20 protein-coding genes are annotated in these 19,270 nt (G+C 35.3%); 6 read left to right on the top strand and 14 right to left on the bottom strand.

The features are described 5' to 3' along the window. From ACQCPR_RS05315 to ACQCPR_RS05305, 3 genes are read right to left on the bottom strand one after another with little or no spacing between them, the layout of a single operon-like run. A complete protein-coding gene (locus ACQCPR_RS05315; RefSeq protein ID WP_427138419.1) occupies nt 1-1,008 on the bottom strand; it encodes a stage V sporulation protein AD in 1,008 nt (335 codons plus the stop codon). Continuing rightward, the gene (spoVAC, locus tag ACQCPR_RS05310; protein WP_090563160.1) at nt 1,002-1,457 is read right to left on the bottom strand and encodes a stage V sporulation protein AC; all 456 of its coding nucleotides are present in this window, start codon (nt 1,455-1,457) and stop codon (nt 1,002-1,004) included. The genes ACQCPR_RS05315 and spoVAC overlap by 7 nt, the downstream gene beginning before the upstream one ends. Continuing rightward, complete coding sequence (locus ACQCPR_RS05305) at nt 1,457-1,849, bottom strand: hypothetical protein (protein WP_090563162.1); 393 nt, start codon at nt 1,847-1,849, stop codon at nt 1,457-1,459. Before ACQCPR_RS05305 ends, spoVAC begins: the two co-directional genes overlap by 1 nt. A gap of 135 nt (nt 1,850-1,984) precedes the next feature. Here ACQCPR_RS05305 and ACQCPR_RS05300 point away from each other — a divergent pair, with 135 nt between their 5' ends. After that, nucleotides 1,985-2,503, top strand: a complete 519-nt coding sequence (locus ACQCPR_RS05300) for a CotY/CotZ family spore coat protein (protein WP_090563164.1) — start codon at nt 1,985-1,987, stop codon at nt 2,501-2,503. Nucleotides 2,504-2,788: 285 nt separating this feature from the next. On the opposite strand, the gene ACQCPR_RS05295 is transcribed toward ACQCPR_RS05300, so the two are convergent. The 6 genes from ACQCPR_RS05295 to ACQCPR_RS05270 all read right to left on the bottom strand — a co-directional run bounded on the left by ACQCPR_RS05295 (nt 2,789) and on the right by ACQCPR_RS05270 (nt 7,667). Then, nucleotides 2,789-3,154 (bottom strand): hypothetical protein, encoded by a 366-nt coding sequence (locus ACQCPR_RS05295; protein WP_427138418.1) that lies wholly within the window; start codon nt 3,152-3,154, stop codon nt 2,789-2,791. 52 nt (nt 3,155-3,206) lie between these two features. Next, complete coding sequence (mgtE, locus tag ACQCPR_RS05290) at nt 3,207-4,559, bottom strand: magnesium transporter (protein ID WP_427138911.1); 1,353 nt, start codon at nt 4,557-4,559, stop codon at nt 3,207-3,209. Between the two features lie 303 nt (nt 4,560-4,862). Further along, complete coding sequence (locus ACQCPR_RS05285) at nt 4,863-5,774, bottom strand: RluA family pseudouridine synthase (protein ID WP_427138417.1); 912 nt, start codon at nt 5,772-5,774, stop codon at nt 4,863-4,865. Further along, nucleotides 5,771-6,577: an NAD kinase gene (locus ACQCPR_RS05280; protein ID WP_090563176.1), complete on the bottom strand. Its 807-nt coding sequence runs from the start codon at nt 6,575-6,577 to the stop codon at nt 5,771-5,773. Before ACQCPR_RS05280 ends, ACQCPR_RS05285 begins: the two co-directional genes overlap by 4 nt. Beyond that, a complete protein-coding gene (locus ACQCPR_RS05275) occupies nt 6,574-7,251 on the bottom strand; it encodes a GTP pyrophosphokinase (protein WP_093494299.1) in 678 nt (225 codons plus the stop codon). Before ACQCPR_RS05275 ends, ACQCPR_RS05280 begins: the two co-directional genes overlap by 4 nt. 32 nt (nt 7,252-7,283) lie before the next feature. Next, a complete protein-coding gene (locus tag ACQCPR_RS05270; protein WP_427138416.1) occupies nt 7,284-7,667 on the bottom strand; it encodes a hypothetical protein in 384 nt (127 codons plus the stop codon). 97 nt (nt 7,668-7,764) lie between these two features. Here ACQCPR_RS05270 and ACQCPR_RS05265 point away from each other — a divergent pair, with 97 nt between their 5' ends. The 5 genes from ACQCPR_RS05265 to ACQCPR_RS05245 all read left to right on the top strand — a co-directional run bounded on the left by ACQCPR_RS05265 (nt 7,765) and on the right by ACQCPR_RS05245 (nt 12,218). Then, nucleotides 7,765-8,340: a CYTH domain-containing protein gene (locus ACQCPR_RS05265; protein ID WP_090563180.1), complete on the top strand. Its 576-nt coding sequence runs from the start codon at nt 7,765-7,767 to the stop codon at nt 8,338-8,340. A gap of 5 nt (nt 8,341-8,345) precedes the next feature. Then, on the top strand, nt 8,346-8,999 hold the full coding sequence (locus ACQCPR_RS05260) for a lytic transglycosylase domain-containing protein (protein WP_427138415.1): 654 nt from the start codon (nt 8,346-8,348) through the stop codon (nt 8,997-8,999). 543 nt (nt 9,000-9,542) lie between these two features. Then, nucleotides 9,543-9,941, top strand: coding sequence for a globin (locus ACQCPR_RS05255; RefSeq protein WP_090563181.1), 399 nt, complete (start codon nt 9,543-9,545; stop codon nt 9,939-9,941). After that, the gene (locus ACQCPR_RS05250; protein WP_241596219.1) at nt 9,938-10,756 is read left to right on the top strand and encodes a ClpXP adapter SpxH family protein; all 819 of its coding nucleotides are present in this window, start codon (nt 9,938-9,940) and stop codon (nt 10,754-10,756) included. The genes ACQCPR_RS05255 and ACQCPR_RS05250 overlap by 4 nt, the downstream gene beginning before the upstream one ends. A 137-nt stretch (nt 10,757-10,893) precedes the next feature. Then, nucleotides 10,894-12,218, top strand: a protein-coding gene (locus tag ACQCPR_RS05245) for an IS3 family transposase (protein ID WP_427137854.1) whose coding sequence is annotated in 2 segments (ribosomal slippage) — nt 10,894-11,290 and nt 11,290-12,218 — 1,326 coding nt in all. Because the reading frame shifts where the segments join, the coding sequence is not laid out codon by codon here. Between the two features lie 678 nt (nt 12,219-12,896). On the opposite strand, the gene pepF is transcribed toward ACQCPR_RS05245, so the two are convergent. The 5 genes from pepF to ACQCPR_RS05220 form a co-directional block, all read right to left on the bottom strand. Further along, on the bottom strand, nt 12,897-14,717 hold the full coding sequence (pepF, locus tag ACQCPR_RS05240) for an oligoendopeptidase F (RefSeq protein WP_427138414.1): 1,821 nt from the start codon (nt 14,715-14,717) through the stop codon (nt 12,897-12,899). 62 nt (nt 14,718-14,779) lie between these two features. Next, nucleotides 14,780-15,940 carry a competence protein CoiA gene (locus ACQCPR_RS05235; protein ID WP_427138413.1) on the bottom strand — a complete coding sequence of 387 codons (1,161 nt, stop codon included), beginning with the start codon at nt 15,938-15,940 and terminating at the stop codon, nt 14,780-14,782. Nucleotides 15,941-16,324: 384 nt separating this feature from the next. Then, nucleotides 16,325-16,993 (bottom strand): adaptor protein MecA, encoded by a 669-nt coding sequence (gene mecA / locus ACQCPR_RS05230; RefSeq protein ID WP_090563209.1) that lies wholly within the window; start codon nt 16,991-16,993, stop codon nt 16,325-16,327. Nucleotides 16,994-17,217: 224 nt separating this feature from the next. Then, a complete protein-coding gene (gene spxA / locus ACQCPR_RS05225) occupies nt 17,218-17,613 on the bottom strand; it encodes a transcriptional regulator SpxA (RefSeq protein WP_175453953.1) in 396 nt (131 codons plus the stop codon). A 405-nt stretch (nt 17,614-18,018) separates the two neighbouring features. Continuing rightward, nucleotides 18,019-19,227, bottom strand: a complete 1,209-nt coding sequence (locus tag ACQCPR_RS05220) for a putative glycoside hydrolase (protein WP_090563213.1) — start codon at nt 19,225-19,227, stop codon at nt 18,019-18,021. Nucleotides 19,228-19,270 lie beyond the last annotated feature (43 nt).

Here is a 19,270-nt window from a genome sequence, read left to right as displayed (position 1 = left end):
CTAACCCCTCTTTTCCATGCGGCATTCAATGGCATGTGCAATACAAGGGATTGTTTCCCCTTGCTGAAATGTTAATGGAGACAAAAGTGCCCCTGTTGCTACTAGTAAAACTCTTTTATAAAAACCTTTTTTTAACTGTTCGTATACTTGACCAAAGAACACTGTTGCCGAGCATCCAGCTCCACTGCCACCTGCATTGAAAAACTTATCCTTTCCATAGAACTGAGCTCCCGCGTCTTGAAGCACGACCCCAGTATTCTCATCCTGAAACATTTCTTTCAATATCAAAATTCCTATATTCCCTAAATCGCCTGTCATAATGACATCGAAGTCTGCTATCTTACTGTTCGTATTAGTTAAATGCCGCTCAATTGTATCTCTAGCAGCAGATGCCATTGCAGCACCCATATGTAATGGGTTTGTCTGATAACTGTCAACAACTCTGCCAATTGTTGCATGTGTCACAACTGGAACATTTTTTATATCTTTTTCTAATAGCGAAAAACCTGCTCCTGTTACAGTCCATTGGGATGTTTTAGGTTTTTGAGTACCATACTCAAGTGGATATCTAAACTGTCGCTCCACTGCTTGATGATGACTAGAAGCACCAGCAAGTACTGTCCGCGCATTTCCTGACTCCAACAAAAGACAGCCGAGAATAACCGATTCCATTGAGCTGGCACATGCAGAAAAAACACCAAGGAATGGAATGGCCAAATTTCGTGCTGCAAAATTTGTCGGTGATAGTTGATTGATAAGATCGCCTCCTATCAAAACATCTACCTTATCTACCTGGGTATGACTTTTTTTAGCTGCCCAATGACATGCTTTTTCAATCATTCTAGAATGTGCCTGCTCATTCGTTTCATCTTTCTCCGTCTCTAATGAAAGAACCTCATCAAAGGAGTCAGCATAAGTACTATCCTTTTCAACTGGTCCCACAACTATTCCCGTATTGGCTATGCAGATTTTGGCTGTAAACTGGAGAGTACCAAACGTATTTACCATGAAACTACACCTATATTCACCAATATTGTTTTAATAAGTGCAACGACAAATGCAGAGAGCACACCGAATAATATAACAGAGCCTGCAAGCTTGAACATATTGCCTCCAACACCCAACACATAACCTTCTGATTTATGTTCTATAGCGGCTGAGATAACTGCATTTCCAAATCCTGTAACTGGTACTGCTGATCCAGCCCCTCCAATCTGAGCAATCTTTTTATACAATCCAGTTCCTGTTAAAACCATCGCGATAAATACTAAAGTAGCAACCGTTGGATTAGCAGCAGTTCCTTCTGTAAAAGGGAAAAATCGCATATAAAAAAAAGTGATTAGTTGTCCAATAGTACAGATTATTCCCCCTACAATAAATGCTTTTAGTATGTTCATAAAATAGGGTACTTTAGGATTTTTTTCATCTACTATTTTTTGAAATTGTTTTTGGTCCATTATGTCTCTTCCTTTGATAATGATTTTATTTTTTCAATCGACTTTCTAAGGTCCTCCTCCTTCAACTTCTTATCAATGATGGATTCAACTTCCCATATTATTTTTTGGTCTCCAGTGACAAGTACTTTTTTTTCTGGGAATTTTTTTTCAATTTGTTTTGTTATTTTTTCTTCTATTTTCGTTTTATTAAAACGGTCAAAACGGTTTATATAAATTGCCACTAATATATCTTCCTCGTTTATCACACCTTTATACCCATGAATCGAATCCTGTTTTTGCATGATCGGTTTTAGTGAAGTGGAATTATCTGTAGGAAATAAGACTTTTTCTTTTTCGCTCGAACATGCGCCCAACAATAAAACCATTAGAAAAACAATTACGCTTTTTTTCATAAGATTTACTTACTCCTTTTTCGTGTTAGTATGCACGTGGCTTGTTGAAATATGTAAATGGGCTACGAGATATTTGCCCTTATCAAGATGAACTTCCCACATACGTTAGTAAGAGATGAAGAGGAGGTGAAATTAATGGGTTGTGGAAATATAGGTGATGTTACTGACGAAAAGCGATCTAGAAATTGTGTTTGTGATGTTGTCCGCGCTATTAAAGACATTCAAGATCAAGCAACAGATGACGATTGCCCTCAATGTCCAACAAATTGTTTTCTAGAACCACTTGGAGGCCTTGTTAGCCCAGCTGCTCGACGCCAAGCTGACACTCGAGTATTTATGCTATTAACAAAAGACGGAGATCCATTTAAAGCATTTTTCCGTGATAATGATAGATTTGATTGTGATTGCATTTCTGTTTTCTTCCGTGTAGAAGATATTTTTGATGGTTGCTGTGCTACTTTACGAGTATTAGAGCCACTTGACAGAGAACGTCAAGAAGTTGATCTATTGAACGATTGTGGTACAAAAATCGATTTAAGAAAGCTTTGCAAAGTTCGTAATTTCAGATCAACTGGTAGCTGTGTGACAGTAGACTTGGATTGTTTCTGTGCAATTGAATGTATCGCCGATGTATTTTTAGGTGTATGTGACTGATCGTTTCATCATTGTAGTGTCTATTCCGTTCGGGCCGAACCCGAGCGGTTTTTTTATTGATTGGAGTGGAAGGCAGCAACTCCTGCTCGAACGAAGTCAAACTAATCCCCAGCTTACTTGAACAATCATGGTAAGGAGGTTTAGCGACTGCCTGTGGGAAGTTTCTACCTGAAACAGAAGTCAACATCATCCTTTTAAAAAACACTAGAAAAACAATGAATTAATCACCAGAAACTTACAGAATTCCAACAAAAAAAGCTATCCTATAATAGGATAGCTCACATTTCAATTCAATATACTTCCTCGCCATACAATTCTTTCAATATCTTCTACAGGATACGTCAATAATTCTCCTGTACCTACAAGTAAAATAACTGTATCTTCCTCAACTTTCTCAACCTCACCCTGCACCGATACTCCATCCTTTAGATGAAATATTAATGGACGGTAAACTTTTCGTTGAAACGGTTTTGCTAAAAAGTTCAATTTATCTATAATTGCTAGTGTCTTCGTCGAGTAACTTTTTTGTATTTCATAAATCGATGTACTTTCATCTAGTAATTCATATGGTGCTTCAAATCTTTCTTTTGGTGGTAGATGAAAGACAGGAGGACCTTTTATAAAGATTAAAGGATCATTAAACGCGTTCATTAGCACATCCTTTTTCCTTTACTTTATGCAACTTTAAAAAATATGATACAAACTACAAGGATGAGATAAATAAAGTGGCCAGTCCAAGGTATATTAAGATACTTACTACGTCATTGACCGTTGTGATAAATGGTCCTGATGCAACTGCTGGATCTATCTTCATACGATGAATTAATAAAGGAATAAAAGACCCTCCTAATGTAGCGATAAAAATAGATCCAAAAATAGATGAACCTACCAATATGCCAATTAGTAAATCATGTTTCCAAAAATATACTACTCCGACTACTAGTAAACCACAAATGAGACCGGTAATAAGACCAGTACCCGCTTCTCTAAAGAGTAATTTACTCTTGCTTTGTTCTTCAATATCACCAGTTGCGATACCACGAACAGCGACCGCTAGTGCTTGCGTACCACTATTACCAGCCATACCAGCGATTAATGGAATAAAGACAGCAAGTAATGCCACTTTATCTAGAGTTTGCTCAAAAATACTCATTAAATTAGCAGTAAACATTCCAAGGAACAATAAAATAATTAACCAGGGCAATCTTTTTCTAGCAGCCTGTAGTGGTCCCTTATCAAAGGTATCCATGTTAGAAACCCCAGCAAGTTTTGAATAATCATCTGATGCTTCTTCTTCTAAAACATCTAAAATATCATCGACCGTAACAATCCCAAGTAAATGATTTTTAAAATCTACTACTGGAACAGCTAGAAAATCATAGTCTTTGATCATTCGAGCTACTTCCTCTTGATCAACACTTACTAAAACGCTAACTACCCGATCATTCATTACATCTTTTATGAGCGTATCCTCATCTGCAATGATTAAATCACGAAGTGAAATTACACCAGATAGTTTATGTTCATCATCCACTACAAATAAATAATAGATTGTCTCTGCTTCTGGTGCAGCACTACGTAAAATAGTCATTGCGGAACGACATGTTGAATTCTCAGGAATTGCTACATATTCGGTCGTCATAATGGAACCAGCTGTATATTCTTCATAATGTAGAAGATCCTTAATTTCTTGTGCAGATTCTCTATCCATTATGTTTAAATAACTTGCAACTTGATCTTTACCTAATTCATTTAATACATCTACCGCATTATCTGTATACATAAAGGAAAGCATATCGGCAGCATAAGTAATATCCATTTCCTGCAAAAATAGATCATATTGTTCATCATCAAACTTTGTCGCTTCAAATAGCTCAGCTATTTCTTTAGGAGAAAGATAATGATAGATTTTCTTCCTTAAATCAGGCTCCACCTTTTCAAAAAATATGGATTGATCATATGGATGAAGTTGCATAAATTCTTCTCTAAAATTATCCATTGAATCATTTAATAAAAAATCAATTAAAACGGATTCTTCTAAAGGTTGTTGAGTCATTTCATCTTTCATCTTTCTCCCTCCTCTCAGCATTTGTCTCGCAGTATAAATTCCCCACATCCTATGGCAACATCGGCACTTTATTGGCTCAAGTAAAAAAGCATAAGTTGAAGATAATTGCCCATAAAAGCCTGAATGGTTCTCCTTACAATCCGTGAGGGATGAAGAATCCCCTCAAATCGATGTTTCACTTTGTCCTTACTTATTGTATGGAGTAAGCATTAAATAAGCAATAAAAATATTCCCTAGGAAATAATCAACAAATACCCTATAAATATGAATTCCCACCATTCCTCCTATCAATTAGGAAGAAATAGTGGGAATAAGCTCTTTCATGTCTTCTGGGAAAGGAGCAATTAAATGAACTTTCTCTTTTGTAAAGGGATGAACCAAGGTCAGTTCTCTCGCATGAAGCGCTTGTCTATTTATTAACCTTAGATTGCCACCATATAAATCATCGCCTAGTAAGGGATGACCTATGGACATCATATGCACTCGAATCTGATGTGTCCGACCAGTATGTAACTGTAATCGCACATGCGTAAGCTTTTCTCCAATATTTTCAAATCGGGACAATACTTGAACAGAGGTTTTGGCTTGTTTACCTTCAGAATCGATAACTCTTTCAATAATGCTTCCATTCTTTCTACCAATGGGAGCATCTATGAGAAATTCATCTTGTTGAATATGGCCATGAACAATTGCCTCATATGTTCGTGAGATTTGTCCAGACTTTTGCATTTCACTTAATAAATGATGAGCATGTCGATGCTTTGCGACACAAATGATACCAGATGTATCCTTATCCAGCCTAGTTACAATATGTACAGTAGAGGATAACCCACTCTCCTCCAAATATCCAGCTAGAAAATTCGCCATTGTACCAATAGGATGCTCTCTAGACGGAATTGTACTAATCCCAGCAGCCTTTGTGAGAATGAGAAGATGATTATCCTCCATCAAAATAGGAAACCGTACTTGCTGTGGAATTAGTCCGTCACTTTTTTTCTCTGGTGGAAATGTAATCTGTACCATATCACCTGAATCTAATTTATGCCTTACCGTCTTCTCTACTCCATTAACGGTAATTTTACCACCCTCGTATTTAATACTAGTCAATGCTTTTTTTGAAATACCATATTTGCGAATTGCATCTCGAAGTAATTGTTGCGGTTCATCTATTCGAAATGTTAATTGGATTAATTCTTCCTTCATATTTCCAAATCACTATCAATAAAGGAGGAATGTACTCTGTGCCAAAATGGAAATGCTCTAAACCGAGCGAAGCGTACTTTTTCATCTGCTACTCGATACTTAATAGATAGGACATCTTTATGTAATAGCTGAAGATGATCCACCGTTACCATGAAATCTGGTCCTTTCACAGGTTTTAGTAAACATGAGTGATGTTTTGGCAAGACAAGCGATGAACCTACGGTACGAAACACTCTGTTATTAATAGATGCGATTTCAGCAAGTTGAATTGCCTCTAGGGAAGGATGAACAATGGCACCTCCAAGTGCTTTGTTATACGCTGTACTTCCCGATGGAGTAGACATACATAATCCATCTCCTCTAAAACGTTCAAAATGATCTCCGTTCAACTCCACATCCATTACCAAAGTAACGTCCGGGGATTTTACAGTCGACTCATTTAACGCCAAATAGACTGAACTATCTTCACCATGTCTATAATTAATCGTCACCTCAAGTAATGGGTATTCTATTACTTCAAATTCTTTCTTTGCAATACTAATAACTAGCTTTTCAATTTCTTCTGGTTTCCAGTCCGCATAAAAACCTAGATGCCCAGTGTGTAGCCCCACAAACGCCACAGAGGTGGTTAAATGTTTGTACTTATGAAAGGCATGTAGTAATGTGCCATCGCCACCAATTGATAAGACAATATCTGGATTTTCTTCATCTATTACCAATCCAAAATCTACTAGATACGTTTTAGCGCTTTCCATCAATTCATTGGATAAATCATCATTTCGAGACAATATGAAAAACTTCATTCACGTGACCTCTCTTTCGTATCGGTTTCATGGAGACTTGGATGAGAAAGTTCCTTATTTTCACTAAAGTATTTTTGTGCTTCTTGGATTTCTCCTCGAATTAAAGACATTTCTTCATCTAATCGAAATGCCGCTTCAGCTGCATATTGAAGCCTCTTTTTTATTTCTTCTGGAAAGATTCCTTTATACTTATAATTCAAGGAATGCTCGATGGATGCCCAAAAATTCATTGCTAATGTTCGTATTTGAATTTCAGCAAGAATATTTATCTCACCATGAATTGTTTGAACAGGATATTCAATAATCACATGGTAGGATCTATACCCACTTTGCTTTTTGTGAGAAATGTAATCGCGCTCCTCAATAATTCTTATATCATTTCTAGTACGCAGTAAACTTACGACTGTTTCTATATCATCTACAAATTGACACATCATTCGTAAGCCTGCAATATCTGGAATTTCCTGCGCCAACGTATCGGAAGGCTCAAATACTATTCCTTTTTCTAATGATTTATCATAAATACTAGCAAGTGGTTTAACACGACCTGTTACAAATTCTATCGGTGAATTTGTATTATCTCTCTCAAACTGAGCTCGCATTCCTTTTAATTTTACTTTTAACTCTGAAACTGCCTGCTTGTACGGCTCTAAAAAGCGATCCCATTGCCCCATAAGCTTGACCTCCACTTCCCTTGAACTAAGTACTATGCTTTTAAAATTTCGCTAAATGCTTCTTCCACAGCTCGGGAAAAATCAGCACCGTAATTGTCATTACCTTCAATATTGAAAATAAGCATAGTTAGTTCTTCTTTAAAGCCAAATAGAGTCAGCTCTTTTTCACCGATTTGCAACGAAGGATCTACTACTGCTTTTAAGGTATTTACGAGCAATGGCCAAACTTCCTGACCAAACTTTAAATAATGATACTCAGTCTCATCTTCTAATAGGTAGATAAAAGCACTTGAATCCGAATCAGTAATCATTTGACCAGCCGCTTTTATATTAGGATTATTAGGAAACACCTCTAGTGTAAATCGTATATCATTTTCTAATTGAACACCACTATGCACATTATAAGTAATAGGCAAAATAATCGTTCCTTTCTGTCCATTCTTCCACTATTTTAACATATTGAAACTAGTTGAAAAGCGCATATAATAGAAATAATAGGAAAGGTCGTGTATTATGCAAACCGAAAAAGAAATAGAATTTAAAAATTTATTAACAAAACAAGAATTTGAGCTATTTTTATCGTATTTTCAGGTAGACGATAAGGACTTTCGTTCACAAACAAATTATTATTTTGATACGCAAGATAACTTTTTTAAGGACAATAGGATGGGTTTTCGCTTGCGTGTTTTAAGTAACCAAAATGAGCTTACACTTAAACGACCGCTAGAAGAACATGTAATGGAAGAGAATACAGTACATATATCTGACCAAGAGAGAGATGCAATCATTACCAAAACCTCTTTTCCTTCTATTCCCTTTTTGGAGCAATTTAATCTTGATTCTCCATTAATATGTATTGGAACCCTGCAAACAAATCGTGTCCAGGTACCTTTTGAAAATGGAATTCTTTTTTTAGATCATTCCATTTATAGTCAAACAGAGGATTTTGAGGTAGAATATGAGAGTAGTGATGTAAAATATGGAGAAAAAGTGTTTCTTGATTTGTTAGATTCACATAATATCCCCATTCGACACACCGACAAAAAAATTGCTCGCCTTGTGAAATATAACAACAAGTTGAAAGGTTGATCCCTTTGGATATTCAATCCCTAAAAGTTTTAATGGAGATAAATGCAATGCAATCACTAGGAAGTGTGCAGAGTTCACAAAATAACGCTTCCACTTCATCCATGTTCTCAGATATGTTAGGACAAGTGCTACAATCTAATACAGGAGATCAGTCAACTGAAGATTTAACTTCTTTACTATATAGTGGTGACTCCCCTGTATTTGTACCATCTAATATATATTCTGGGCAGAGTAGTTTAGCAGATGTCCTTTCTTCTTATTCATCGACTCCTACAAATAATAGGACAGATTATGATGAAATTATTAAGAAAGCCGCAGCAACTTACAATGTTCCAGAAAAACTTATTTCATCCATCATTAAACAAGAATCTAATTTTAACCCCGCAGCTACTAGTTCTGCTGGAGCTTCAGGGCTAATGCAATTAATGCCAGGTACCGCTAAGTATTTAGGTGTTACTAATTCGTTAGATCCTGAACAAAACATAATGGGTGGAGCCAAATATATCAGCCAAATGCTCTCTCAATTTGACGGAAATATTGAAACGGCCCTAGCAGCATATAATGCAGGACCGGGAGCCGTAAAAAAATACGCTGGTATCCCACCATATAAAGAAACACAAAATTACGTTCAAAAAGTAATGAATTACTTCCAAGCATAGCCCGAGTAACAACAACCTATTAAATTTAATAGGTTGTTTTTTTAAAAGATTAGAAAGTATATAAAAATGTCCTGCGATCACTGGGGTCGTGGAATTTTAAAAACGAAAAATACTATAATTTCCCTTTCAAAACACTTCATGCTTCGAAACTAGCGTGACTGACGATACAACCAACATCTTTAAAAATCCACACGGCTATCATATATACGACAAGTCTGTCCAAGCATTTCGAAAACGATAAATATAGAAGGCGCTTGGGCTTTTCTTATAAGTATCTCGTTTTTTTTATCTTAAAAAGCTATTTACTTGCGCTGGTAGGTGTATTACTTGCTCTGTCATAGGATTTACTTGCGTTACTTTTTAACATAATTGCGCTCATAACTTGATTACTTGCTTTTAAGTACAATTTACTTGCGGAAAGCGTAATTTATCCATTTTTTACTACATTCCATCTTTTGCTTTTCTATGAGATAATCTAATTGTTTGAGATATTTGGGTTTCGTTGATAGAATAAGTATAGTGCTAGAGCAAAGGAGTAAGAAAATGACACAGAAGCCAATACTTCCTTACGATGAAATCGGAGCAGAGAAATTACATCAGCTTGTCGATACGTTTTATGGCAATGTAGCAAAGCATCCGCTGCTTATACCGATTTTTCCAGACGATTTATCGGAAACAGCTAGAAAACAAAAACAATTTTTAACTCAATATTTAGGTGGACCTAATTTATATACAGAAGAACACGGACATCCGATGATGAAGATGCGCCATAATCCATTTCCTATTACGCCAAAACGCGCGCAAGCTTGGCTCTCCTGCATGAGAGATGCAATGGATAAAGTAGGTTTAGAAGGCAAGGTTCGCGATACATTTTATAGACGTCTAGAGCTTACAGCTAACCACATGGTCAATCAAATGAGTCATGAGGAGGAAGAAATGTGACAAGAATACAAATTCCGTCCGAGACGTTCACATCCCCATTAGTAAACAAGCCGCTTGAAATGTATGTGTTTTTGGACCCGTTATGTCCGACTTGTTGGGATATGCAACCTACCCTTCGGAAATTGCAAGTAGAGTATGGACAGTATTTTACTGTACGCACTGTTCTTAGTACTCAATTAAATAAGTTAAATATAATGTGTAACTTCCCAAGTTCCAATTTGGGTAATGATTCTTATAATATTTCCCAAATTGAACACTCTGTTTTTCCTTCAATAGCTGTGAAAGCTGCAGAATTTCAAGGAAAGAAAGCTGCTTTACGATTTTTCATAAAAATACAAGAGTATCTGTTTTTGAACACTAAAAACGTCACATCCTTTTCTGTATTACAGGAGATAGCAAAAGAAGTTAATCTTGATGTAGATGAATTTACTCGTGACTTTCTTTCCAATGAATGTGCTAGGTCCTTTCAAAGCGACCTATCCATTACATGTGAAATGGAAGTGGACTCTTTTCCAAGTATTGTATTCTTTAATGAAAATATCGAAGATGAAGGTATAAAAGTAGCTGGAAATTATCCTTATGAGATATATGTACAAATCCTGCAAGAAATGCTATATGAAAAGCCAGAAATTCAAGATCCTCCATCACTGGAAAAACTTTTTGATCGATTCCATTCTTTAACCACAAATGAAATTGCAAGCTATTATAATATTTCCGATCAATTAGCTGACCGTGAACTTAAAAAACTACTATTATTACAAAAAGTTGAAAGACTTCTCTTACCAAACACAACCGTGTTATGGCGATTAAAATAAATAAACAACAGCCTATCTGATTGAATGAACTGAACCCCGAATAGTGGACACTTTAAAAAAAGTGCCCTTTCGGGGTTTTTTCTATGGAAAAAGCCCGTTATACTAAAACCTAATATATAGGAACGGGAGTTACACTTATGAGTAAAATCTATTTTAATGAACATCAACGACAACTGTTAGAAGCCAATCCTAATGTAGCTTCAGTATCTGATCGAGCGATTCAATATACACCTGAGTTTAAAAAAATAGCAGTCGAACAGAATTTAGCAGGTAAAGGTCCTTCACAAATCTTTATAGAAAATGGATTTGATCTTGAAATGATTGGTTCTACCAAAGCTAAGAATTCTTTAAACCGTTGGAGAAGAACCTTCAATCAATATGGTGAAGATGGATTTTTTGAGGAGCGTCGAGGTAAAGGAAGTACAGGTCGACCGAATACAAAAAATCTATCACCCAATAAGAAACTGGAAAAAGCAGAAGCTCGTATTCGTTATTTAGAAGCGGAAATCGAACTACTAAAAAAGCTGGAGGAACTCGAAAGGCAGGCGAAGAAACGCTAGTAGCTGCACATAAAAAATACGAAATTATCAATGAAGTAATTCGCAAATACCAACTAATAAATAGCGTCTCTGAATTATGTGCAGTTGCGAATGTTAGTCGCAGCGGTTATTATGCATGGATGCAGAACACGGAAAAACATGCATTACGAGCGCATAATGATTATGAAGATTATCTCTTTTTAAAGTGCATCTACGATGCATTCAAAGGGAAAATTGGCTACCGTGGGCTTTATATGGAAGTGTGTGCGTTACTTGAAACACCAATGAATCCAAAGAAAATCCGTCGTCTAATGAGAAAATACAATTTCTTTGCGAAAGTACGTCGGGCAAACCCATATAGAAATATTGCAAAAGCAACTCAAGAACATAAGACATTACCAAATGTTTTAAATCGCGAATTTACACAAGATGAACCTGGAAAAGTATTCTTAACCGATATTACCTATTTGAAGTATCGTGGAAAAACAGCGTACCTCTCCTGTGTAAAAGATGTAGCTACACGTGAAATAGTCGCTTATGAATTATCTCAAACGCTAAAAATGACTATCGCTTACAATACGCTCGTTAAGTTGAAAGAAAAACTAGTGGAAAATGTTCATCCAGAAGCCATGATCCATTCTGATCAGGGATTCCATTATACACATCCAGAATTTCAAAAACGATTGAAACAAATGAATATGAAGCAATCTATGTCTCGAAGAGGCAACTGTATCGATAATGCACCAATGGAGTCCTTCTTTGGACACATGAAAGATGAGATGGAATATAAACAATCAAAAACCTTTGATGAATTAAAACAACGGGTTGATAGCTACATGATTTTCTACAACGAATCAAGAAAACAATGGAATCTAAAAAAGATGACTCCGGTAGAATACCGAAGCCATCTGATAGCTGCTTAAATAGAAGGTTGCTTTTATTATACTGTCCAAAATTTAGGGCGCAGTTCAGAAAGATAGGCTGTTGTTTTATATTAGTCTCAATTTAGAATTATAGTAAGAAAAAGCGGGGAAAGACATACCCGGTCCTTTAAGATAAACCCGTTGCTATCGTTTTCGAAGGGCTTTGGACAGACGTTTCTTCAGGCTTATTTTATTAAGAGCATGATACAACTGATTTTCAGAATAGCCTCTCTGCTTAATACCACCGAACTAGCCTCCTCTGTTCATCATTTCATCCTTTTCCCGGTAAATTTTAAAATTACAACAATTCAATCTGTAGTTCATTTTGATTATGGGTAATCAAAATGAATTCTTTTCTTACAGTAATTAAATTAGATAAAACAGAAAATGCCCATTTCCTCCTACCGAGGAAAGGGCATTTTCAATTACAAAGGGGATGGGAGAAATGTTCACGTTCAAACAAAGGGGTGTATGTTATCTTGTGATTTATTTCACACTCTTACTTTACCACGTCGGTTTATATAATACAATATATTAGCGCCGCTTTTCACAAATTCGCCATACATCATAGGACGTCCTACCTTTATATTTTTGAATATGATTGGAACTCAACTTCGAATATAGTATTAGTAACTCCAAAATTAATAAAAGCCTAACATAGCGTCAGGCTTTTATCATTTATTTCGTTAAAAGTAATTGTTCTAACTCATTTAGTTTTTCTTCAAATACGCGACATGCTTCCTCAATAGGATCGGCAGTATTCATATCTACTCCTGCTTTTTTCAATACTTCGATTGGGTAATCTGAACAACCTGCTTTTAGGAACTCATTAATATAACGGTCAACAGCCGGCTTACCTTCTGTAAGTATTTGATTGCTAAGGGCAGTTGCTGCGCTTAAACCAGTTGCATATTGGTATACATAGTAGTTGTAATAGAAATGAGGAATTCTTGCCCATTCCAATCCAATTTGCTCATCAATAATAATTTCATCACCAAAGTACTTTTGATTTAACTTATAGTATTCTTCCGTTAGCTTGTCAGCAGTTAAAGCTTCACCATTTTGATCTAACTGATGAATAATATGTTCAAATTCCGCAAACATGGTTTGACGGAAAACAGTTCCACGGAATCCTTCCAACCAATGATTTAACAGGTAAATACGTTTCTTAGGATCGTCAATTGTTTTCAATAGATAATCGTTCAATAATGCTTCATTGCAAGTAGAGGCAACCTCTGCCACGAAGATGGAATAATCTCCATAAACATAAGGCTGATTTGCTCTTGTATAATAACTATGAATACTATGTCCAAATTCATGTGCTAGCGTAAAAAGGTTGTTTACGTTATTTTGCCAGTTCATTAGAATATACGGATTGGTACCATATGTCCCTGAAGAATATGCTCCAGATCTTTTACCTTTCGTTTCCACTACATCAACCCAACGACTTTCAAGTCCCTTCTTGACGATAGAAACATATTCTTCACCTAGAGGTTCAAAGCTCTTAATCATCGCATCGCAAGCCTCTTCGTATGTGTATTCCATATTCAATTCTTTTACTAATGGTGTATAAAGATCCCACATATGCAATTCATCTAAGCCTAACACTTTTTTACGTAGACTTACATATCGATGAAGTAAATGGACGTTTTTATTTATTGTATTAACTAAGTTATCATATACACTCTCGGGAATATGATTGTTAGACATCGCTGCCTCACGCGCTGAAGCATAGTTTCGAATTTTTGCGTTGACATTGTCTCCTTTAATATTGCCTGTTAGGGTAGAAGCGAATGTGTTACGGAATTTACCATACGTATCATACATTGCTTTAAATGCATCCTCACGCACACGTGGATCCTCACTTTCCAAGAAACGTGAATACCTGCCATGTGTTAGTTGTACTTCATTGCCATCTTCATCTTTAATAGATGGGAACTCTAAATCAGCATTATTTAATTTGCCGAACGTATCAGATGATGCCCCAGCGACCTCCGAAAATTGTGCCAGTAATGCTTCTTGTTCTTTTGGGAGAACATGTGGGCGTTCTTTATTGATTTCTTCAAGTAGTTGTCTGTATATTTGTAAATCATTACTCTTTTCTAAATAACTGGCAATAACAGACTCATCTACTGAAAGAATTTCTGGCACTAAAAAGGATAACTCTGTTGAAACTTTTACATACAATGATTTAATCCGACTGTCCATAGCCTGGTAAGTGCTATTAGCTGTATCTTGGTCGGTACGCATATGTGCAAATGTATATAGTTTACGTAATCTCGAAGTAATTTCATCACGATAAGTCAACACTTCCAATAGAGCATTTGCTCCTTTATCGATCGTCCCTTGATAGGAAGATGCTTTCTCCGACAATTTTGCAACCTCTTGGTATTCCCTTTCCCATTCATCATTAGAGGCAAAAATATCTTCTAATTTCCATGTTAAATTTTCTGCTACTTCATCACGGGTCAAGATTTTATTCTTTGTATCTCTAGTCAAGTTAGTATCCCCCTCATATTGTTTCGAATTTCGAATCACTTACTATTTTCTCAATTTTCTAATCAATTTGCAAGGAATTCACTGTATAACAACTGCGTCATCGACGAGTAATTTATATTACTATTATATATGACATTATCTGATGAAATAAGACAGCGTTGCAATAGATAGAGATAAGATTCAACCGCCTTTATATGTTGAGCTGAAGGTTTGGAAGTTAGTTTGTTTCTATAAAACAGAAATGATTCGCAATGTCGGGTATCTGCTTGCTGAAGTGATAAGTCGAGTTTATACAAATAGTCGATAAATTGAATTTGCCACTCGACAGCATGCTCTGAAAAAATAGATGCATGCTTTGTAGGTATACCTATAAACATAGGAAGGTTTTTAGGATGGATTCTCCATCTATAGCATATTTGTAGAAAAGGAGATTGTATTCCTTTTCTATTAAAAAAGAACAGATTGTCTATCTGTTTAGATCGATGATGCATATATACGTTGAAGTACTTTTGAAATTCCTCCCATGAGTTTCTTTTTATAATGGCGAATGGCCAAGACTGCTTTTCCAAAGAAAGTTTCTTTACTTTTACAATATAATTATTTGCCTTTATATGCATTAGATTTGAAATATAATGAAAGTTTTTAGATGGAGGACAATAGGTGATTATTATTTTCCCATTAGGGGTTGAGTAAAAAAACTGCTGTCGATATGCGGAGAGTTGCATAGTCCCTATTTCTTGAAGTGGGAATTCAGACATTGTAGGTGTTCTTAATATCCATATGGGGATTATCTGCTTAGCAATATAACCTTCTGTTCGCTGCTGAATTGCATTAATTGGGATTTGGCTACACTGAAATTCTATTGCAAAAGGGTAAGGTTCACTTTGAACATATAGATCAGGTCTTTGATGAAGGGAAGGAAGATAGGCTTCTAGTTGAACTGGTGAAGAGTGCTTTTGAAAGAACTCATATAAATGTAATTTACCATTTAAATGGTCCTCGCTTTCCCCTTCTGAAAAAGCGGTAGTGCAAGAAATATTACGAATATGGGCAAAGTGCGGTATTTTTATTAAACCATTTTTTAATATGACTTGTTCATTACATTGTATACAAGAGAATTTCTTGCTTGTCTTCAATTTGTCTAAAAAAATTCTTGGATACTGTGCTGGTATGATAATTTCTCCATCTGCTGTTACTGCTGATAATATTAGTATCACCTCCATATATAAATATACAAATTTTCAGTCAATAATGCAACCTCCTTTGTCTCATAAGAGAACAGCAGATCATAAAGCTGTGTTAAACATTTCAAAGTGTATTGAACGGACTCGTCCCTATATTATTACACTTTTATTTTTTTGAAAGGCTTCGCTAGACTTTATTATTATGTACTATTCTTATTATTGATTGAAGTTACAAGGTAATGAATCCAGAGGCATATGGCTAAGGGAGATCTTACTGTGAAGCGAGGAGACAGAGGCATCACCCGCAGGACGCGTCCAGCTGAAACAGAAGTCAGGAGTATTATTCACTCTACAGGTGTCGAGAACCCATTGGTTACGGGACACTTTCATTCTTTAAAAAAAACCTTCTATAAATAGAAGGTTTTAAAAATGCTTATTTAATTCATCTAGAACTCTGCTTTCGATTATCTGTTTTCCATACTCTTGAATAATATGAATAGTCGTTTTTGAATTATTTGCAAACTCTGAAACAACACTCAATATATTAAGTACTGAATCAAATTCTGTTATTTCAAAATCAAAAATGATATGCAAATAGTATTTTTCTTCGTAAAAATACAAAGAGGTCTGTAAGTCTGCTTCATCTAACTTTTTAGCAAGACCAATTACATCCTCGAAGCTTTCAAAAACAAATGTATAATCCATTGGTATTTCTTCTAATTCATCCATATAACTTGAAAAATCATCAAATTCATGTGCGCCAATTGAACTTGATACCCCATTTTTAAATATTTTACTGGATATATCATCTACATCCGAATTGCTCCCTATACGCTCATCTTGTTTTGTTATTTCCGTTCTTGTCACAATCACTTCCAAACCCTTTTCCATCGCATGAACTTGAATCCATAAGGGACCATCTAATTCCTCAAAATGATCATCATCATGAACCTCATCCATCATTTCCCAAAAAAGCTGCTCGCTCTTATCCTTATTGAACCAGATTTCATCTCGGCTGAAGCCTCTTTCTTCAATGTCGATGTATGAAATGTATACTTTGAAAGTGTTATCATTGATACGCTCGATATCCATTTAACACATCTCCTTTCGCTTCTTACCGTCTCAATTGTGTAGTGTCTATTACTATTGTATGTCGTTTGTGAAAAAAAGAAAAGGATTCCTGCTTCACTTTTAAAATTATTAACCAAACTATATGCATTGTAGAAAATTTTCGCAACGAATGCAAGTAGAAGGAAAAAAGAAAAGCCAATTATTTTTCAAAACGAACTTTGAAAAACAATTAGCTTAGTATAATACTAGTTAACTAGACGTTGTGCTTCAAGTAATTGATAAGCACGTACTTTTCTAGGTAAGAATCTACGAATTTCATCTTCGTTGTAACCAACTTGTAGGCGCTTTTCATCTAAAATAATTGGTCTACGTAGCAATCCAGGATGTTCCTGAATTAATTCGTATAGACGTTGCAACGGAAGACTTTCTAAATCCACATTAAGCTTTTGAAAAATTTTCGAGCGTGTTGAAATAATTTCATCTGTTCCGTCTTCGGTCATTCGTAAAATTTCTTTTATTTCACTTATACTAAGTGGTTCAGAAAAAATGTTACGTTCTTTATATGCTATCTCATGTTCCTCTAACCAAGCTTTTGCTTTTCTACAAGAAGTACAACTAGGTGAAGTGAATAAGGTTACCATCATTTTAAAAAAACACTTCCTTTCAAATGTCTGTGTTATATAAGGTAGATTATAATTAATTTAATGTAGTAATATACTTTCTAAGTATACACCACTTTTAATTCATTTTAAATACGTTTTACTGAAAATTTTACCTTGTAAAAATTACTGTCACAATTTCGTGTTACTTATTAAGAATTCCTTATATTTAATAAATCCAATTTAAGTACATATTAATTAATACCCATCATTTAAAGAACTTAAACATTTCTATTATAAAAAATAGCATTCTCAATTAGTGATACTTAATGAAAATATCTGTTATACTTAATAGTACGTTCAGAATGTAAAAAGGTTTCAAAAAAGAAAAAAAAGTAGGATTAAATTTCATCCTACTTCTTTAATCATTTTAGTTTTATCTTATCCTTAAGGCGTATAATTTACCCCTTTAGAATATTTGTTACCTGCATTCCATAATAAATACTCTTTTATACCTGCTTCACTTAACGCTTTAATCTGCGCCTCTACTTCATCTTTACCATATTGTTGATAATTACCTGCCCCCAAATAGGAAGCTGTAAAATCTTGTAGCCATGGTCTAGAAACCGGAGGATTTTCAAGCTCTGCTAGTTTTGCATTTTCAACTTTTGCATATTCCTGCACTAATCTATATGGTTCTAAATCTGGTTTAGCAATTCCGAAATAAGAAGTCCAATGACTTGGGTAAATCATAGAGGAAATAACATCTACATTTTCAGAAATTTTGTTGAAATTTTGACCAATTCCTGGTGCTTCTGGTAAAGTGGCTGAATAACCGAAAATATCAACTGATAATTGTGCACCATATGGTTTAAGCTTTTCTTTTGCATAAGCTACAAAATCTGTAACCGCTGAAACTCTACGTTGAACCAAATCTAATTCGGAAGTTTCATACTCCCCCATAGAGTATTTCAAAGTATTTTCTCTTTTTTCAAATCCTTCAGGAAAACGAACATAGTCAAATTGAATTTCTTTAAAGCCCATTTTAGCAGCTTCGATTGCAATTTCTACATTATAATCCCATACTTCTTTCATAAATGGATTAACGAATGCTTCACCCCGCCCATTTTTCCAAACTGATGAACCTTCTACAAATGACCATTCAGGTTTGCTCTCTGCAAGCTCAGTATCCTTGAAGATAACGACACGAGCAATAGGGTAGATTTCTTTTTCTTCCATTTTCTTTAACATTGTCTCTGGATCTTTTATGTATGGTTTACCTATATCGTATTTGGTCAGAGGGGAATCCTCTTTTGGAACGTATGTAAGATTACCGAAATCATCTTTAATGTCTATAACCATGGCATTAAGATCCGTAGTATCCATTAAATTTAATAAATCATTAAAACGTTCTCCTCCTGCGGAATGTCCGGTTACATATACGCCTCTTACAGCATCTGGATAATTGAACGTCAATCCAGAATCATAAACAAATAATTTAGAAGAGGAAATAAGAGATTCGTCTATTGCTTGAAAGCTATACTCCTTAGTCGAAAAATCTTTTGAAAATAAACTAGTTTCTGCGCTAACTGCTCCAGGCAATAATACGGTCATTGCAATCGATGCAGAGGCTATTATTCTTAGATGTTTTTTCATATATTTAAAAATCCCTTTCCTATAAGTCACTCTATTCTAACAA

It is taken from the genome of Psychrobacillus psychrodurans, from assembly GCF_050209195.1.
GTDB classification, from domain to species: domain Bacteria; phylum Bacillota; class Bacilli; order Bacillales_A; family Planococcaceae; genus Psychrobacillus; species Psychrobacillus psychrodurans.
This window is presented reverse-complemented; position numbering and strand designations above follow the sequence as displayed.

What these genes read in the sequence shown, in the direction of transcription:
- ACQCPR_RS05285 (WP_427138417.1), bottom strand. Translation starts at nt 5,774, where the DNA reads ATGAAGGAAGAATTAATCCAATTAACATTTCGAATAGATGAACCGCAA.
- ACQCPR_RS05280 (WP_090563176.1), bottom strand. Translation starts at nt 6,577, where the DNA reads ATGAAGTTTTTCATATTGTCTCGAAATGATGATTTATCCAATGAATTG.
- mecA (WP_090563209.1), bottom strand. Translation starts at nt 16,993, where the DNA reads ATGGATATCGAGCGTATCAATGATAACACTTTCAAAGTATACATTTCA.
- ACQCPR_RS05300 (WP_090563164.1), top strand. Translation starts at nt 1,985, where the DNA reads ATGGGTTGTGGAAATATAGGTGATGTTACTGACGAAAAGCGATCTAGA.
- ACQCPR_RS05235 (WP_427138413.1), bottom strand. Translation starts at nt 15,940, where the DNA reads ATGGAGGTGATACTAATATTATCAGCAGTAACAGCAGATGGAGAAATT.
- ACQCPR_RS05255 (WP_090563181.1), top strand. Translation starts at nt 9,543, where the DNA reads ATGACACAGAAGCCAATACTTCCTTACGATGAAATCGGAGCAGAGAAA.
- ACQCPR_RS05265 (WP_090563180.1), top strand. Translation starts at nt 7,765, where the DNA reads ATGCAAACCGAAAAAGAAATAGAATTTAAAAATTTATTAACAAAACAA.
- ACQCPR_RS05305 (WP_090563162.1), bottom strand. Translation starts at nt 1,849, where the DNA reads ATGAAAAAAAGCGTAATTGTTTTTCTAATGGTTTTATTGTTGGGCGCA.
- ACQCPR_RS05315 (WP_427138419.1), bottom strand. Translation starts at nt 1,008, where the DNA reads ATGGTAAATACGTTTGGTACTCTCCAGTTTACAGCCAAAATCTGCATA.
- spxA (WP_175453953.1), bottom strand. Translation starts at nt 17,613, where the DNA reads ATGGTAACCTTATTCACTTCACCTAGTTGTACTTCTTGTAGAAAAGCA.
- ACQCPR_RS05275 (WP_093494299.1), bottom strand. Translation starts at nt 7,251, where the DNA reads ATGGGGCAATGGGATCGCTTTTTAGAGCCGTACAAGCAGGCAGTTTCA.
- spoVAC (WP_090563160.1), bottom strand. Translation starts at nt 1,457, where the DNA reads ATGGACCAAAAACAATTTCAAAAAATAGTAGATGAAAAAAATCCTAAA.
- mgtE (WP_427138911.1), bottom strand. Translation starts at nt 4,559, where the DNA reads ATGACTCAACAACCTTTAGAAGAATCCGTTTTAATTGATTTTTTATTA.
- ACQCPR_RS05220 (WP_090563213.1), bottom strand. Translation starts at nt 19,227, where the DNA reads ATGAAAAAACATCTAAGAATAATAGCCTCTGCATCGATTGCAATGACC.
- ACQCPR_RS05295 (WP_427138418.1), bottom strand. Translation starts at nt 3,154, where the DNA reads ATGAACGCGTTTAATGATCCTTTAATCTTTATAAAAGGTCCTCCTGTC.